The organism is Aporhodopirellula aestuarii (assembly GCF_023701485.1).
Taxonomy (GTDB): domain Bacteria; phylum Planctomycetota; class Planctomycetia; order Pirellulales; family Pirellulaceae; genus Rhodopirellula; species Rhodopirellula aestuarii.
Genome location: NZ_JAMQBK010000015.1, coordinates 1 through 16,384, shown reverse-complemented (window position 1 = coordinate 16,384; position 16,384 = coordinate 1). Strand labels below are relative to the sequence as shown.

16 protein-coding genes are annotated in these 16,384 nt (G+C 54.5%); 5 read left to right on the top strand and 11 right to left on the bottom strand.

The window, feature by feature from the left end; translation table 11 throughout:
• The first annotated feature begins 144 nt into the window (after positions 1-144).
• From NB063_RS04750 to NB063_RS04740, 3 genes are all read left to right on the top strand, one after another.
• A complete protein-coding gene (locus tag NB063_RS04750) occupies positions 145-1,482 on the top strand; it encodes an asparagine synthase-related protein (RefSeq protein WP_250927600.1) in 1,338 nt (445 codons plus the stop codon).
• 96 nt (positions 1,483-1,578) lie between these two features.
• A complete protein-coding gene (locus tag NB063_RS04745; protein WP_250927599.1) occupies positions 1,579-2,529 on the top strand; it encodes a radical SAM protein in 951 nt (316 codons plus the stop codon).
• Entirely contained in the window at positions 2,529-4,067 is a 1,539-nt protein-coding gene (locus NB063_RS04740) for an NAD(P)/FAD-dependent oxidoreductase (protein ID WP_250927598.1), read from the top strand. Before NB063_RS04745 ends, NB063_RS04740 begins: the two co-directional genes overlap by 1 nt.
• A 43-nt stretch (positions 4,068-4,110) precedes the next feature.
• Here NB063_RS04740 and NB063_RS04735 read toward each other — a convergent pair whose 3' ends face one another.
• The 9 genes from NB063_RS04735 to NB063_RS04695 all read right to left on the bottom strand — a co-directional run bounded on the left by NB063_RS04735 (position 4,111) and on the right by NB063_RS04695 (position 13,565).
• A complete protein-coding gene (locus NB063_RS04735) occupies positions 4,111-4,968 on the bottom strand; it encodes a DUF1853 family protein (RefSeq protein ID WP_250927597.1) in 858 nt (285 codons plus the stop codon).
• 427 nt (positions 4,969-5,395) lie between these two features.
• On the bottom strand, positions 5,396-6,316 hold the full coding sequence (locus NB063_RS04730) for an SDR family NAD(P)-dependent oxidoreductase (RefSeq protein WP_250927596.1): 921 nt from the start codon (positions 6,314-6,316) through the stop codon (positions 5,396-5,398).
• Positions 6,317-6,340: 24 nt separating this feature from the next.
• Positions 6,341-6,754, bottom strand: a complete 414-nt coding sequence (locus NB063_RS04725; RefSeq protein WP_250927595.1) for a hypothetical protein — start codon at positions 6,752-6,754, stop codon at positions 6,341-6,343.
• Between the two features lie 361 nt (positions 6,755-7,115).
• Positions 7,116-9,131, bottom strand: a complete 2,016-nt coding sequence (locus tag NB063_RS04720) for a glycoside hydrolase family 127 protein (protein WP_250927594.1) — start codon at positions 9,129-9,131, stop codon at positions 7,116-7,118.
• Positions 9,132-9,488: 357 nt separating this feature from the next.
• Positions 9,489-10,559, bottom strand: coding sequence for an EscU/YscU/HrcU family type III secretion system export apparatus switch protein (locus tag NB063_RS04715; RefSeq protein WP_250927593.1), 1,071 nt, complete (start codon positions 10,557-10,559; stop codon positions 9,489-9,491).
• 3 nt (positions 10,560-10,562) lie between these two features.
• A complete protein-coding gene (locus NB063_RS04710; protein ID WP_322975064.1) occupies positions 10,563-11,354 on the bottom strand; it encodes a flagellar biosynthetic protein FliR in 792 nt (263 codons plus the stop codon).
• 1 nt (position 11,355) lies between these two features.
• Positions 11,356-11,622, bottom strand: a complete 267-nt coding sequence (gene fliQ / locus NB063_RS04705; protein WP_250927591.1) for a flagellar biosynthesis protein FliQ — start codon at positions 11,620-11,622, stop codon at positions 11,356-11,358.
• A 61-nt stretch (positions 11,623-11,683) separates the two neighbouring features.
• Positions 11,684-12,547, bottom strand: a complete 864-nt coding sequence (fliP, locus tag NB063_RS04700; protein WP_250927669.1) for a flagellar type III secretion system pore protein FliP — start codon at positions 12,545-12,547, stop codon at positions 11,684-11,686.
• Positions 12,548-12,755: 208 nt separating this feature from the next.
• Positions 12,756-13,565: an inositol monophosphatase family protein gene (locus tag NB063_RS04695; RefSeq protein ID WP_250927590.1), complete on the bottom strand. Its 810-nt coding sequence runs from the start codon at positions 13,563-13,565 to the stop codon at positions 12,756-12,758.
• Positions 13,566-13,712: 147 nt separating this feature from the next.
• On the opposite strand from NB063_RS04695, the gene NB063_RS04690 reads away from it, so the two are divergent.
• Entirely contained in the window at positions 13,713-14,228 is a 516-nt protein-coding gene (locus NB063_RS04690) for a DinB family protein (RefSeq protein WP_250927589.1), read from the top strand.
• A gap of 135 nt (positions 14,229-14,363) precedes the next feature.
• Complete coding sequence (floA, locus tag NB063_RS04685; protein WP_322975063.1) at positions 14,364-15,362, top strand: flotillin-like protein FloA; 999 nt, start codon at positions 14,364-14,366, stop codon at positions 15,360-15,362.
• Here the strand turns inward: floA and NB063_RS04680 are convergent.
• The gene (locus NB063_RS04680) at positions 15,331-15,747 is read right to left on the bottom strand and encodes a BLUF domain-containing protein (RefSeq protein ID WP_250927588.1); all 417 of its coding nucleotides are present in this window, start codon (positions 15,745-15,747) and stop codon (positions 15,331-15,333) included. The two genes, floA and NB063_RS04680, sit on opposite strands and share 32 nt — an antisense overlap.
• A 14-nt stretch (positions 15,748-15,761) precedes the next feature.
• On the bottom strand, positions 15,762-16,382 hold the full coding sequence (locus tag NB063_RS04675) for an EAL domain-containing protein (protein ID WP_261367216.1): 621 nt from the start codon (positions 16,380-16,382) through the stop codon (positions 15,762-15,764).
• Positions 16,383-16,384 lie beyond the last annotated feature (2 nt).

Sequence of the window (16,384 nt, the reverse complement as noted above, 5' to 3'; positions counted from 1 at the left end):
CGGTCAATCGCGTCGCATGTTGCACGTTGCTAGTTCCCGGCCGTCATGCCAGAATGTGGCGCCGCTCGCATGGAGGACGGCTTGCTGCCAATTTCTTATGCGCATTAAGAGCGATGAATCCATTTTCGAATTTCTGAGATTGCGATGTTAGAGCAAAACTTTGCCACCGTTGAGCGTTTGGTCAATTTGTTAGACCCCGACGTGAATGTCATTTTCAACATGAGTGTTGAGGAGGCGGTGGAAAGAGTTGGTTCGGGACAATCTGACAAAGTTCGCGAGATCGATGGGCAATTCGCCTTAGTGCACAAGAATGGGCGAATTGTCCGGCTGGCTCGCTCGATCGGTCGCCCGATGCGATATTTCTTAGCCAAACAAGCCGCCGGTCCGGTATTGATCATCGCCGAGAGGATGGATGAAATTCGCGAACACTTGGAGAAGGAAGGGCTCGCCGACCAATTCCACCCATCCTACACACGCATGGTTCCTGCACACTACATAACGGAACTCTCGCTTGTCGGTTGCCCTGACCCCAACCCGGTTTACACGCGATTCCTCAATCACTATCCGAACGAATTACCCGCTGACGTCGACGCGATCGGCGAGTCGTACATCGGCACACTCGCAAACGAAATTGATTCCTGGATCGATTCGTTGCCGGCGGATGCACCGATCGGAGTTTTGTTTTCGGGTGGAATCGACAGCGGCGCGATTTTGACGTTGACGTATCATTCGTTGTTGAAGCGTGGCCAAACGGCGCAGCGACTCAAGGCGTTCACGTTGACTGTGAATGAGTACGGCGAAGATCTTCAACAAGCATCTGAGTTTTTGAAAAGCCTGGACATCGACTACCTGCTCGAGCCGATTCACGTTTCGGCTTCGAGTCTTGATTACAAAGAAGCAATTCGGGTCATTGAAGATTACAAGCCGTTGGATGTCCAAGCGGCAACGATGGGGATTGCGGTACTGAAGGAAGTTCGTCGACGGTATCCTGACTGGAAGTATTTGTTGGACGGGGATGGTGGCGATGAAAACTTGAGAGACTACCCCATCGAAGACAATCCCGAACTCACCATTCGAAGTGTCTTGAACAATCCATTTTTCTATCACGAGGGATGGGGTGTGGACAAAATCAAACATTCTCAGACCTATTCGGGAGGACAAAGTCGCGGACATGTTCGCACTTATGCCACTGCTGCTAAATTCCAGTTTGAAGGGTTTAGTCCGTTCGCGACGTCGAACGTTATCGAAGTCGCCGAAAAGATACCTTTCATCGAGTTGACCCAATGGGATCACGAAAAACTTTATGCCCTCAAAGGTGATGTCACACGGGCCGGTGTGAAGGCGGTCACCGGCATGGCGATGCCGGTGTTTGAAAAACGGCGTTTCCAACGTGGTGCTGCATCCGACGCTGATTTTTCGGCGACGTTTCCGGAATCACCCATGGCGTATCGGCAAGCGTTTGCTGAAATTTTTAGCAGTTAATCGACCGTCGATTCGGCTAGGACGAATTTTGCCTGCCGTTTGTTGTTGCTGCTACCGCATCTACCCGCTCGAAAGTCCAGAACGAATGATGTCCTTATGATTGCGACATTGGCCACGTCGGACATTCTGCGACTTCGCGGTCCAAAGAATGCGGTGTCACCAACGAAGCCGTACGAATTTTTGGTGGAACCGGAAGTGACGGCGCGCGGTGAGGTGGTTGATGTGGCTACCATTTTTCTAACCAACCGCGAGTGTCCGTATCGATGCTTGATGTGTGATCTTTGGAAGAACACGTTAGACGACTCAGTGAAGACCGGGCAAATCGCACAACAGATACGATTCGCTCTCGAAAGACTTCCTCGGGCTCGTGTTCTCAAGCTCTACAACAGCGGTAATTTTTTCGACGTCAAAGCGATACCGGAGGAGGATCGGCGCGAGATCGCTGGTTTGTGTGACCCTTTTGAAACCGTCGTCGTCGAAAACCATCCGAAACTCTGTAATTCTCAATGCACGGAGTTCGCAAGCCTATTGAAGGGGAACTTGGAAGTTGCGATGGGGCTGGAGACAGTTCACCCCGAGGTGTTACCTCGTTTGAACAAACAGATGACTTTGGAGGATTTTCGAGACGCATCGAGCTATCTGTGTGAGCACGGAATTTCCGCGCGAGCATTCGTTTTGCTCAAACCGCCGTTTTTGAATGAAGATGAAGGAATCGAATGGGCGGTGAAGTCGGTCGACTTTGCCGTCGATTGTGGTGTTTCGTGCGTTGCTGTGATTCCAACCCGACCGGGCAATGGTGCGGTGGAATACTTGGAGGAGCGAGGCGACTATTCGCCGCCCCGGCTGGATTCGCTCGAACGCGTTTTGGAAGAATCGCTCGGCCGTGAGCCAAACCATCGTGTGTTTGCTGATTTATGGGACGCCCAGTCCTTTTCTTGGTGTGATGAATGTGTTTCGGATCGGATCGCACGTCTTGCGAAGATGAATTTGACGCAAACGGTTATGCCATCGATTCAATGTCGTCGCTGTGCCGCAGAGATCAATTGATGGAGTTTGACTCGGATGTTCTGATTATCGGTTCCGGCTTTGGCGGTTGCCTTACCGGGATTCTGCTTCGGAAGCTTGGTTACCGCGTTTGCGTCGTCGACAAAAATGAGCATCCGCGGTTCGCGATCGGTGAGTCTTCGACACCGTTGGCCGATCGGACTCTCAAACGGATCGCAACGGAGTACGGTTTGGATTGGCTTAAGCCGCTGAGTGCCTATGGCACCGCACAGAATCTCGCCGGAGAAGTGACGGTGGGGCTGAAGCGAGGATTTAGCTATTTTCACCACACTGCGGATCAAGAATTTCAGCCGCGACAGGATCATTCGACGGAACTGCTCGTTTCGGCGAGCACGGATGATTCGGTTTCCGATACGCACTGGCTTCGCTCGTCGGTGGACCACTATATCGCCCGGCACATGAGCCGCGAAAATGTGACGATGATCGAAAACTTCGACATCGACGAAATCATTTCTGGCGGAAGATGGCGAGTGCGAGGCGTTTGCCCCGCTGCCGTTGGCTTGGCAGGAGATCGCACCGCAGTGGAACTGACGAGTCGATTTATCATTGACGCGAGTGGGGCGTCCACGGCTCTGTCGAAAGTGACCAAACAAAACGATGTCACGGAGTTATTGGCAAGCAACACGGGAGCGATCTTTGGGCATTTTTCTGGTTTGCGAGATTGGAATGATCTCGTTGTCGAACTCGGTGGCGATATTAGTCCGCACCCGTATGTCTGTCACCATGCTGCGGTTCATCACCTGATCGATGAGGGCTGGATTTGGCAGCTCGGTTTTGACAACGGGGTCACGAGTTGCGGTATCGTTTTCAATCGAGCTGACGTTGGTTTCGCTGATGACGATCGAGTGGATGTGGAAGAACGGTGGCGGCGAACCGTGCAAAAGTATCCGACGTTGAGCAGACAGTTCGCGGGGGCTGAGTTGATTGCACCTGCCCGCCTTCAGGAAAAGAAACGGCTTCAGTTTCTGCGAGAGCCCGCAGCGGCGGATCGATGGTTGAGTCTTCCATCAGCGGTCGGCTTTGTTGATCCGCTGCACAGCACGGGGATTGCTCAAACGTTGGCGGCGGTAGAAAAAATTGCCGCGATGTTTTCGGAATGTGATAGTCCCGACGTGTTTCCCTCGCCAGAAAGTCTGCACGCGTACGGAAGTCAAGTGCGAGCCGAAATCTTGTGGATCGATCGGCTCGTTTCAACTTGCTACGCAGCGAGTTTCGATTTTCCGCTTTATGTGGCGGCGACGATGACCTACTTCGTCGTCGTGACAGCCGCCGAACGAGAAGGTGGCAACGGTTTCTTAAGCGTCGATGCCGCCGATCTTGTTGCTTGCGTTGCGCGTGTTTCCGAGCGGGTTTTTGAACTCCGTCGAAAGCACTCACTCGGAGTACTTTCTTCGCTCGAAACGGTTGCCTGCATCGCTTGGATTCGCGAACAACTCGAACCATTCAATCACGTAGGACTGTTTGATCCGGCGAAGCAGAATCTGTATCACCACACCGCGCCGCTGGAGAAAAGGGTCTGAACGGAGTTGGAATGCCCAGCGTTCTGATTGAGAACGAAAGGGATTAGGTCGCGTCGGCAGGCCAGTCGTCGGGCACGATGAAGAGGCGGTTGGATTCAGTAAACGAATCACCCCGCTGATTGAGCTCGCTGAATAGGACAGGCGAGTGATGTACGCTCATGCGACGCGTGATGTACGATTTTATTTGCGATGCGTCTTGCAGAGGTTGTAGGTTGGAATCGCCAATATCATCCGATAGCCAGAACGGTTTTTCGAGCACGCGATAGAAGGCACGCGGTGTTTTTTCTAGTGAATCCAACGATTGCAGCCGAAGGATGCTTCCTCGCAAATGATCGGGTGACATTTTGGCGGGGAGATGAACGGGTGCCGGCAGGTCGGCGTCGTAAAAGATGCGTCCTTTTACGAAGGCGTGACGAACTTTGACGTCGGGGAAGTGTCTATGGCTGAGCGGCAATTGATGCTCGAAGAGTCGATGCATTTTCCGCTCAAACGTGTCTCGAACGTTGGGGCCGATAAAATGGCTGTCATGGACAACGCGATCGGGCTGGTAGAGGTAAAACTTCACCGCGACTTCGAGATGGGTAAGCTGCCCCTGTTCATCGCGATAGAGAAAATCGATTTCACCTAGGGTTCGATTCTCGGACCGGATTTGGAGCGTGTTGGCGATCAACTCAACGCGTCGAACATGAGTCAGCCAGTAGAGCACGAGGCGTTCGAAATAATGCCCGACTTTGCGGGGGACTTGGTCGAGGAAGAATGACGCGAGATGTTCCTCATCGATTTCGTCAGCGGTAATTGGTTTCGTCGTTGCAGCGGGAGTGATCAAACTGGGGCTGTTAACACACCAGATAAGGTCGCGAAGCAATTGTTGTCGATGGATCGATATCGTACCGCTTTTCATTACTCTCGTAGTTCTTTCTCAGCATTCCAACCTGAGTTGGGACCGGATGGTTCTCGTTGTTCCGCTGAGAAGAACACTAAAACAATCAATGTCTCCGTGCAAACGAAGCTTACGGGAACGCTCGTTCGCGGAGCGAACGGCCACACTAATAACTTCACAGCCTGTCCGAGACTCCGAAAGCGGGTACTGCCCGGAATTCTCGGTCTGGGGAGACCGAGCTACGTGAACAGTGGCGCTGTCCTGCTAAGAATCGAGGCACAACTAAGAATGCCCAAACGGCAATAGGATTGCGCCCGATGATTCCTGCCTACGTGGTTGTTCGATTCGTGTGGACACTTATTTGCTCCGCTGAAATCGAGATGGGCTGGTTGCATGACGGGGCGGGTGGTGTGGGCGTTGGAATCTCGTGTGTTCACAACGGCCTTCGTTAGCGCACTCCCCATTCACGGATACGCGGCAGGTTTCGATACAGAAACCAATTATAGAAACGCCTTGGTAAGAGGCGGCGGAGCAACGAGAAGAGGAGCGCATCAATGCTGCCGTAGACGCGCAGTGGTGGGGATTTTTGGCGGATCACCTTGATGACTTTGGCGGCGACGGAATCGGGGGTGGCCGGAGCGCGATGCATCGTCTTCTCGATGAAACGCTGCATGTGCAAGTAATGCTCGTGGTAGGGATCGTTGCTATCGGACGAGGCCGCGGCACTTTTGACTGTGTAAGGGACCTTTTCAAAGGCATCCGATCGCATGAATCCGGGTTGAATGAGCGTGACTGACACGTTCCAAGGTTTCATTTCGTAGTACAGTGCCTCACTGACTCCCTCGAGAGCAAACTTCGATGCCGAATAGACCGACATCGTGGGCATCGCCATCATGCCTCCGACGGACGAGATGTTTATGATCTTTCCTGATCGTCGTGCTCGCATGCCGGGTAAGACGCAGCGTGTCAGTTCAACGGGTGATCGGAAGTTGATGTTCATCTGATGCAACCGTTCTGGTTCAGTGACATGTTCGACGCAGGATCGATAGGCCACTCCGGCGTTGTTGACTAAGATGTCGACGCCACCGAGCTTCGATTCGATTTCATCCACGACGGCGTGTCGTTGTTGGGCGTCCGTGATGTCGAGGGCGCGAATCCAAAGGCCATCGCGCTCTTCGATACCGCTTTCTCGAAAACGGACCAGGGATGAGTTTCGAGCGGTTAAAACGATGTGCAGAGCATTTTTTTGCTGCTCTTGAACAAGACGTCGGGCAATCGCGAGGCCCAAGCCGACCGAAGCTCCCGTAACGAGAACGACCTGAGGCCGGTTGATGGGGTCGATCTTTGACGGTGTTTGATTAAGAGGCATTCATCAATTCGAATTGCCGTGAGATCACCGGGGAAGCAAACTTGAGATGCGATTGTGGTTGCTGTTGATTGTGGTTTCACAGCAACTGACGGTACCCAACAGCCCCAGAACATAGTCTCCATCGTGCGCGCGATGCTCTAAGGTGAATCGCATACCTCCGCGAGGCAATGATTCAGTTTCCTCTGCCGTTAATCGCAATCGCCAAACGCCACCGAGTTTGAACTCGCATCGCTGAGGATCGGTAATCTCCAGCACCACGAGTTGATCCACGAATTGGCTGAAGATGCGGAACCTCGGTTCATGTCCCACCCAGTTGACCGATGACCGATTCGTGCTCATCAATTGAAACGTGACGTCCAGCGGAACGCCTGGATGAACGCGGAACCACGAAAGTCGAGAACGACCCTCACCCGGCAATCGTTTTGCGCGAATTTTCATCGGATAGCATCGATAGAGAAGGTTCGAGCGAATAGTTGGTCGCATTGCCAGAAATTTAGGCAGTGAACGCGTTTCTCTAAATAGAAGCAAAGGTTGTACCGGAGGCGTCGTTGCCCTATCGGTTTTCTAGCTATCACATAATTTCACGGCAGAAACGCCGTTTCGAAAATTTTGGGCGCCGACTCGCGGTGCCAAACGGCGTCACGTCTGCGAATTTCTTTAGCAACGTGCGAGTTTGATACGCAACTTTTCGGGGCTGAGTGCGCAGGCGTCCGTTTTAACAGAAGCGAAGTTCCGTTTCACCGGATAAGTGCTTTAAGGCGAAGGGTTTAGGTGGCTTGGATCGGGCGGCTTCGACACGTCATTTCCAGATGACGGGGAGGAAGACCGTCATCTCACCGTCGCCGCGGTTATTCCAGGCGAAGTAGGGAATGAATTGGGCACGCGAGGTGTTCCATTGTGGCCGATCGATCGCTTGGTACATGCGCTGTGAACGTTCCGACCGGATCGCGATGTCGCCGGATATCGTTGTCACGCCACCAAGTATATGAGGATTGAATCGGGGGATGAGTTCTGCATTGGACGGCAGGTACACGTCCAAGATACCGGTGCCCGGCGGGATGTCTGGCGACTCGATGCAGTAAACGACCGGGCCGCGAGAAACCGCGACTTGGTTTCGGAGTTCTTCAATCCGTGGGTTCCCTTCGAGAAGTTTGATTTTCATTGGCAGCTCGAGTTCGATCACATCGCCGGGACTCCACGTCCCGCGAATCGTTGCAAACGATCCTGCCGCTGTGTCCACGTCCGCAGAGTTGCCATTGAGAGTGAGCTTGGAACCGTCTGCCCACTCGGGAATCCGAAACTTCATTTCGAAAGGTTGATTCTTACACGATTCGATGGTGATCTTGACGTGTCCGTCCCATGGATACTGTGTCTCTTGTTTCAGTTGGATAGGTGATCCGTCCCGCAGCTTTGTTGACAGGGAGTTGGCTCCGTATAAGTTCACCGCGATCCCGTCGTTGGTCAGGCTGTAGGCCCATCCCGAAGACTTGGCGATCGTTCGCACAAGGTTGGGTGGACAGCAGAAACATTCGAGATAGGGCTGTCGCTGCGCAAATTCCGTGTTCATCGTCGAGTAGTCTAGAACGCCGTTAATTTTGCGAAGTGGATTGGTGTAGAAGTAATGCGTACCGTCTGTGCTGATGCCCGATAGGCAACTGTTAAACAACACGCGTTCGATGACATCGGCGTATTTGGATTCACCTTTGATTCCCAACATCCGATAGCTGAACATGGCGTTGCAGATGTTCGCGCAGGTTTCGTTGTAGGCGGTCAGATTGGGCATGACGTATTCATTGAGAAATCCCTCTGAGATCTTGTCATGTCGACTCGATACACCGTGGTGAGCTTGGCCGACGGCACCGGTTACGTACATCTTTTTGTCGACGACGTTTTCCCAAAGTCGGTCCAGTGCGTCGATCAACGCTTGTTCGCCGGTTTCGGCATAAACGTCGGCTGCCCCTGCATAGAAGTAAAGTGCCAGCACGGCGTGTCCGACGGCTTCGGTTTCTTTGCGTAGGGCGACACGTTCTTGGACCATGTCGCCGGTGGATTCTCCCGTCACACTCGGGTCATCTTTGTCGCGGAATTTTCCACGGTTGTTGATGAAAACCTGAGCGACGTTGAGATAACGTTTGTCACCGGTGGTCCGGTAGAGTTCGACGAGACCCATGATCTGGGTTTGATTAAAACCGAAACGGGACAATTGGGTGGGACGTGATTGAAACAAGCTGACAAGGAGGTCTGCGTTCTTGATTGCGATATTGAGTAGATTGGTTTTGCCGGTGACGCGATGATGAATGCAAGCACTCGTGTAGAGATGACCGCAGTTGTACATCTCGTGATGTCGACGGTTGGAGAAATGCGGGATGTTCTCGATCTGGATCTTGGTATGTAGGTAGCCATCGGGCTCCTGGGCTTGAGCGATGATGGCGATCAATTCGTCAAGCTCCGTCAGTGTGCTTTCGTCATGATTGATCGCGTAAAGATAAGTGGCTGCTTCGATCCACTTGTAGAAGTCGCCGTCGTGCCAAGCGAAGCCTTGGTGTCGACCTTTCTTTAATCCGGCTGCGATTCGAAAGTTGTTGTAAGCGTGACCGATGTCGCCTTTGAGGATCTCGCCCATGTGTGGAACCATGACGCTTTCACAGAGCCGGAATTTGTCCCCCCAAAATCCATCGGTCCATCTGCAATCGCCGATGTTAATGCCACGGTGTTGGACGTACGGGCTGTCGGAGTTGTCGATGATTCCGTGTGTCTGAGCGGATGCCCATTCCGCGATGGCTAGACAGAATACGATCGCGATGCTGAATTTCATGGTTTCGCTCCGTTGGTCGCGTCTGGTGAAGAACGGGAACTCAATCGCGAGGCTCGTAGGCCAACAGCATCCCGTTTATGACACGAAGCGTGCTGGAAGTCTTCGACGGGACTGTCCCGGCGACCCGCAGTACGTTCTGTGGTGGTATTGTACGACAAATATCATCTTTGTCGTGCTCGCAGATTGATAAGGGGGATCAAACTTGGTGAGGCGGGCCGCGGTATTGGCTTGATTTGGTGGGTTCGCCAGCGACTCAAGCGGCGAAATTGCTGGCAATTTCGCTATTGGTGCAGCGACGAGGGCAGGCGCCACGGCGCGATGAGCAGACCGCTGAGCGTCAAAATGCCGCTACCTGCGTTAAGCGGCTTGAGGGATTTGGCGACCCTGGAGCTGGTAGACGTAGCGGAGCACTTCGGCAACCGCCTGGTATTGATCGGCGGGGATTTCCTGGCCGACCTCCACGTTCTTGTAGAGAAACTGAGCGAGCGGTTTGCGTTCGACCACCGGGATGCTGTGTTCGAGTGCGACGCGTCGAATTTTTTGAGCGATGAGACCGGCACCTTTCGCGACCACAATGGGGGCAGGCATTGTTTTGGGATCGTATTTGATCGCGATGGCGAGTTCGGTGGGGTTGCTGACAACCACGTCTGCGGTGGGAACGTCGTTGCTGGCTCGATTCATCGCCAATTGTCGGGCGACTTGTCGACGACGGGCCGCGACCTGCGGATCGCCTTCGGTGTCCTTCATTTCGTCGCGCAGTTCTTGATCGGTCATCATCATGTCTTGCTCGCTCTTCCATTTCTGGAACGCCCACTCCAAGAGGGCAAGAATGAACAATCCGGAACCGATCCACAGGCACACACCGAGCAGCGTATGGAACATGGTCGATGCGATTTGCGGGACTGACATCGAGGCCATCGCCACGACGCTGTCTCTGTGTGAGCGGAGTGCATAATAGGCGACGGTGCCGATCAATCCGACTTTGACCATGCCAAACAGCAATCGCATCAACCCGCGAACGGAGAGAATGCGTTTCGCACCTGATAGCGGGCTGATGTTGCTGAGTTTGGGCATCAACTTTTCAGGTGACAGAATCAGGCCTGCTTGTGTGACGTTGATGGCGATGGCACCGGCGAACATTAGCAAGAGAATGGGTGCTGTTGCGATCGCGAGTCGGGTGCTCAGTCGCAATAATTCGCTGGAGGCTTCTTGGGGCGTGTAGGCGATCAGCCGTGAATTGGAGAGGGCCGATTCGATACCGCCCGCCATGATCGCGCAGGTTTTTCCGCCGGCGACGTACATCGCACCGAGAGCGGCGAGCAGAAGTGATGCCGAGGTGAGATCTTGGCTTTTGGGAACATCGCCTTTCTCACGTGCTTGCCTCCGCTTCCGCTCGGTTGCAAAGTGTTTTTTGTCTCCATCAGACATGGTTTAATCGCCTCGAGTCCAGATCATGGAGAGTCGCTCGACGTTCGCAGCGAGGTCGTCTTGGAAGATCCAGGCGACGGAGCCGATGGTCAGCGATGTGACGACGAGCAATGCCAATGAGTTGACGCTGAGTCCGATCGCAAGCACGTTGATTTGCGGCATCGTGCGACTGATCAGGCCGGTTACCAAATTGCTTAGCAGGAGCGCCGCGACGACGGGGGCGGAGACGCGAACACCCGAGGCGAGGGCCCCGCTCATGCAGTCGATGACCGCTTGCATCATGGAATTGTGAAAGACCACATTGCCCGGCGGGACATGATCGAAGCTTTCGACCAGCAGTCCGAGTACGACGCGGTGTCCGCCGCCGAGCAGCATCACGGCGGTGACGAGCATGCCGACCATTCGCGCCAGTGCCGGCATGCTGCTCTGAGTCGTCGGGTCGATCGAATCGCCGAGTTGCATGCCGCCGGTGCTGGTGATCGCTTCGCCGGCGAGTTGGATTCCGGTAATGACGATTTGGACTGTGGCTCCGATCAACATTCCGACCAACGCTTCGCGGGCGATCGCGATGGCGAGGGTAGCCAAGTGGTCGATCTCCGGGAGGCTTTGCATGGAGGGACGATCCGCGAGCGTCGGCAACAAGAGGGCTGTCATGATGAGTGCGAGCAATGCCTTGACCCGCTTCGGGACGCCGACCCCGATGGCAGGCATCGCCATCAACAGCATGCCCAGTCTTGTTAAGACGAGAACGCCGACGACGAGGTGTTCCATAAGCCAATCAACGAAAGGCTGCATGTCACAGGCCGCCAGCGTTTTCGAAGACGGATCGGGTGAATTCCAGCATGCGGGTCATCAACCAGGGCATGCAGACAATCAATACGGCTGCCATCGCAAGAATTTTAGGGACGAAGGAGACCGTTTGATCTTGGATTTGCGTGAGCGCTTGAATCAGGCCGATCGCGAGCCCCGCCGCCATGCCGACGAGCAACATCGGTGTGGCCAAGATCACCGCCACGATCAACGATTCGCGGATGAGATCAACAGCAGAGGAAGGTTCGAGCATCTGACAGGCTGAGTGTATAAGTTATTAGGGACAGGAGTCTTTTATTAACCAATGTCGGTCGTCAGACCGTTCCGAAGCTATTCATGAGCATCTCGACGACGAGTCGCCATCCGTCGACGAGGACGAACAACAACAGTTTGAATGGCAATGAAATGACGGCGGGTGGCAACATCAACATGCCCATCGAAATCGTGACACTGGCGACGACCAAATCAACGATCAAGAATGGCAGGTAAATTTGAAAACCCATTAAGAACGCGGTCTTCAATTCGCTGAGGATGAAGGCGGGTAGGAGCACACGCATCGGAACTTCGGAAAACGTGCTCGGCAGCGGCGCGTCGGCGTCCATGTAGCTGTAGAACAAATGCACGTCGTCGTGATTTCCCGCAACGTCGATCTGCCGCGACATGAATTCGCGAACGGGTATCGAGCCGGCTTCATAGGCTTCCTCGAGCGACATCTCGATTTCGGGATTGGTGTACGGTTCGATGGCGTCGTCGTAGACTCGCGTCCACACCGGCGTCATGACGAATAAAGTCATGAACAACGCGACGCTCGTCATCACTTGGCTCGGTGGCAGCGACTGCAAGCCGATCGCTTGCCGCAGCAGACCGAGCACGATGATGATGCGGACATAACACGTCGTCATCAGCAAAATTGCCGGAGCCAGCGAGAGAACCGTGAGCAGCAGCATGATCTGCAGGCTGCCGGACATTCCCTCGGGGCTGGTCCAGTTGTCGGGGCCGCCGTTGATGAAATCGAGTGGATCGCGGTCGGATTTGGGTGTTTCGAGCGGCTCGAGGCGATCACCGGCGCCCACGCGAATCGGCAAACGGGCGTCTTCGGAGGAGACGTTTTCAGAAGGCGAATCCGCGTCGGTTTCTTGTGCCTGGAGCGTGCTCGTCGAGACCGCCAACACGAGCATCGTCAGGCATATGCTGATGATTCGCCGGGCGGGCGAACGCACCGGCAGGCAGCGAACGTGGTTGTGGGGAGGGGAGGTGAGCACGAAGCGGATACCGACGAGAGGGACGTCACGGTTGGGTTTACCTCTCGGACTTTAGAGAAAATCGGACTTTTACCGAAAGATGTTTTCTCTGGCGTGTTTCACGCGTTTTCCGGGCCGGTTCGGCTTAGGGATGATGGCGGCGGGTGATTTCGGTCAATGCGTTGTGCAGATGACCGTTGGTGGCGACCACACTCGAGCTCCCGATCGGCAATTCGCCCCCGCGAGCGTCGGTGATTTTGCCGCCGGCTTCGGTGACAAACAACGATCCGGCCGCGAAGTCCCAGGGGGACAGGTTGTATTCGAAGAATCCTTCGAGTTTCCCGCAGCCCACCATGCACAGGTCGAGCGATGCGGTTCCGAATCTTCGGATCCCATGAATATGGTGTGAGAAGCAATCTTCGATCGCCGCCAGGGTGGCTTTCATCATCGCACCGCGATCGTAATAGAACCCACAACCGATCATGGATCGTCCGAGGGTATCGGCATCGCTGACGTGGACCTGTTTGCCGTTTCGAAACGCACCTTCGCCTCGCACTGCGGTAAAGAGGTCGTCGTGAACCGGATTGTAAATCGCACCTGCCGCCGCTTGGCCGTTTTCGTAGTATCCGATCGAAACGGCGAAATGCTCGATCCGGTGGGCGAAATTGTTGGTGCCGTCGAGTGGATCGATGATCCAGAGATGGTCGGAGTCCACGTCGCCGCCCTGCAGCGATTCTTCGCCTAGCAGTTCGTGGGTTGGGTAGGCGTCGCGGATCAATGTCGCGATCGCCGCCTCGCTCTGTTCATCGGCATCGCTTACCAGGTCGTACGATTTGCCGCCGTCTTGCGATTTATCTCGCATAATGACGCCTTCCTCGAAATAGCGACGCAAGATAGCGCCTCCGGTGTGAGAAGCGGCGATGGCGGTTTGAAGTATTTGTTGCACATTAGTCATGAGAAACAGCGTAGCATGTGCCTTCGGCGGGCTGAAGATCGGGTCAATCGCTTGGATCGAGTGGTGATTGAAGGCTCCCGTGTTTTGTGCTTCACTTTCGGCTGTTGTGAAAAAAGTTCCATTTGAGAAAAGCAAAAGAGAGCAAGAATGATTGGATCAATCATTGCGGCTTCGGCCCGAATGAGTGTGGCGTACGCGGAGCGGATGTTGAAAGACATTCCCCCCTCGCAATTTGCACGTTTCGCAGAGGCGGGGGGGCAAGTCATCGAGTCGAACCATCCCGCTTTCATTTTCGGGCACTTGAGTTTGTATCCCTGTCGAGTGGTTTCGGAAGTCGGCGGCGACGCGTCCGCGATCACTCCCTCGAGTAAGTTCGAGGCACTCTTCTCACCGTCGGCAAAGTGCTTGGATGATCCCGACGGGACGCTTTACCCGTCGATGGATGAGATCACGAGTAAATTTTTTAAGGCCCACGAAGTTGCCATCGAAGTCTTGATGACATGTGATGATGCCGTGTTTGCCGGCGAAAACCCTAACGAACGCATGCGGCCAAAGTTTGCTACGATAGGGGCTGCTCATGCGTTTTATTTAGGCGGACACGCGATGCTTCACATGGGCCAGTTGAGTGCGTGGCGTCGAGCGGTTGGGCTCGGGCCGGGCTAGTTCGGGATTACGTTCGAACGGCGAATTCTTGTCTATGAAGACAATGTGTTCACGGGCGTAAGTCGATTGCGTCGGGAGCGATGGTTCTTCCGGCGAATCAGGTGGTGGTCTGCTATTGTCTTTTAGGAGACAACCGTGACGCAATGTTTCTTGGCGTTGGAGTATCCCAGTCTTGGACAGCTAGCGCTGGCTGGGGTTTTTGTTGCGGGCGTTATCGCCGTGGTGGTGATCAGCGTTTTCGCGCGATGGGGATCGTTTTGGTTCCAGGCTTTTATGTCGGGAGCCGACGTGACGATGAAAAGCCTGATCGTGATGAGCTTTCTCAAGATCGAGCATCGATTGATCGTCACCGCCAAGATCATGGCAAAGCAGGCGGGGTTGTCGATCGATCGAAAGACCGGCATGAGCACCAATCGGTTGCAGGCGCATTATCTCGCGGGTGGGGATGTGATGAACGTCGTCCAGGCACAGATTGCGGCCCATCGGGCGCGAATCGATTTGGATTTCGATCGCGCCGCAGCGATTGACCTTGCCGGGCGGGATGTCTTGCTCGCCGTCCAGACCAGTGTTTCGCCCAAAGTGATTCATTGTCCCTCTGGTAAAAACGGGCAGGCAACGCTCAGCGCGGTCGCTAAAAATGGCGTCGAACTCCTCGTCGGTGCGCGGGTGACGGTGCGAACGAACCTGGACCAATTGATCGGCGGTGCGACCGAAGAGACGATCGTTGCACGCGTCGGACAAGGCATCATCACGGCGATCGGATCCGCCGAATCGCACATGGATGTCTTGGAGATGCCATCGAGAATTTCGAAAGGTGCGATCTCCGGAGGGCTCGATGCCAACACCGCCTTTGAGATCGTGTCGATCGACATCTACGACATCGATGTAGGTAAAAATATCGGTGCCCGGTTGCAGATGGATCAGGCCGATGCTGACATGCGGATCGCGCGGGCGAAAGCGGAAGGCCGACGCGCCGAAGCGGCGGCGTTGGAGCAACAGATGAAGGCGCTCGTTACCGAGAACAGGGCGGCGTTCGTATCCGCACAAGCCGAAGTGCCGGCTCAGTTGGCAGAAGCATTTCGGGCCGGGAACATCGGACGCGCTACACCACTGCCGGTTCGAAAAAACAGCTAGCCATGAAGGCTTTGATTTCTTCACCGCTAAACTGATCACTCGGTAGCCCTGGTTGGTATCGATGTTCGATGAAAACATCGACGGCGATTTCAGGTTTCGAGCGAAGGGCCATCCAATCCGATGGGAACATCAGTTCGGGTGTCTTTTCGTTTAACCGAATTGTGAGTTGGTCGTGACGTGGGTCTCGAACGATTCGCGAAAATCGGGTTTGGACCGCGTAGGGTGTTCCTTCGAGCATCTGAATGAAGTAGCCGTCGAGGAACAACAGCCCACCCGTCACGCCAAACTCACTATTGCGGTTGTGTGCGGTCCGGATGATGTCGTAGACGCTGCGAATGCTGACTTGGTCAGTCGCCCGGCTGGTGTAGAGAATGCGTTGGTACATCAAGACATGACCTTTTACCGAGTCGCCATGATCGTCGAGTGATTGCCGAGTATTTGTCCGATCTCGCCCGCGGGGACAGGACGGCTCAAGAGGTAGCCTTGCATCTCCGTGCAGCCTGCGCGACGAACGGACTTCATTTCATCCTCCGTTTCGACACCTTCGGCAGTCGTCTTCACACCGAGCGTCATGCCGAGCGACGCGATCATGCGTACGATCGCAGAAGACTCCTCATCGCGATCAGATCCCGAAACGAACGAGCGGTCGATTTTGATTTTGTCGAAGGGGAAGCGACGTAAGTAGTTGATCGAGGAGTAGCCGGTGCCAAAGTCGTCCATCGCAATTTCGACACCCATCTCGCGAAGCTGGTGCAACATTCCGATGGAGAGTTCGGTACTCGAAATGAGTGCCGTTTCGGTAATCTCGAGTTCAAGTCGGTTGGCAGGTAATCCGGACACCTCCAACGCCGCAACAACTGATTTGACGAGGTTTCGATCTCGCAATTGCACCGGGGACAGATTGACGGCGAGCCGAATGTCGTCGCTCCATCGGCCAGCCTCAAGGCATGAGGAACGCAGCACCCAGTGTCCGAGCGGCACGATCAGTTCACTCTCTTCGGCGCATTGGTATCTACACAAGT